This is a genomic window from Halomonas sp. ND22Bw, assembly GCF_003011945.1.
Classification (GTDB): domain Bacteria; phylum Pseudomonadota; class Gammaproteobacteria; order Pseudomonadales; family Halomonadaceae; genus Halomonas; species Halomonas halophila.
This window is the reverse complement of sequence record NZ_PXWD01000305.1, coordinates 1-379: the sequence shown is the minus strand read 5'-3', so window position 1 is coordinate 379 and position 379 is coordinate 1. Positions and strand designations below refer to the sequence as shown.

The 379-nt window shown below is 63.1% G+C and carries 1 pseudogene; it reads left to right on the top strand.

Annotation, left to right across the window (positions count from 1 at the left end):
* Positions 1-379: pseudogene (gene antC, locus CVH10_RS18190) on the top strand (anthranilate 1,2-dioxygenase electron transfer component AntC); the annotation flags it as partial.

Below are 379 nucleotides of genomic sequence, written 5' to 3'. Positions count from 1 at the left end.
AAGCCGGGCGATGCGATTTCCCTGGAGGCCCCACTGGGGGCCTTCTACCTACGCGAGGTGGAGCGCCCCCTGCTGATGGTCGCCGGTGGCACAGGGCTCTCTGCCTTCCTCGGCATGCTGGAGCGGTTCGAGGAATCAGGCGAGACCGATCAACAGATCCGGCTGTGCTACGGCGTGACCCAGGAAGCCGATCTCAGCGAGCTCGATCGCCTGGAGCGCTTCACCGAAGTGCTGCCCGATTTCGCCTACGAGACCGTTGTGATGAATCCCTCCGAGGCCTGGCAAGGCAAGACGGGCGTGGTCTGCGATCTCTTTGATCTCGATTTCCTGGCCCAGTCTTTCGATGCCTACCTGTGCGGACCACCGCCGATGATCGAGG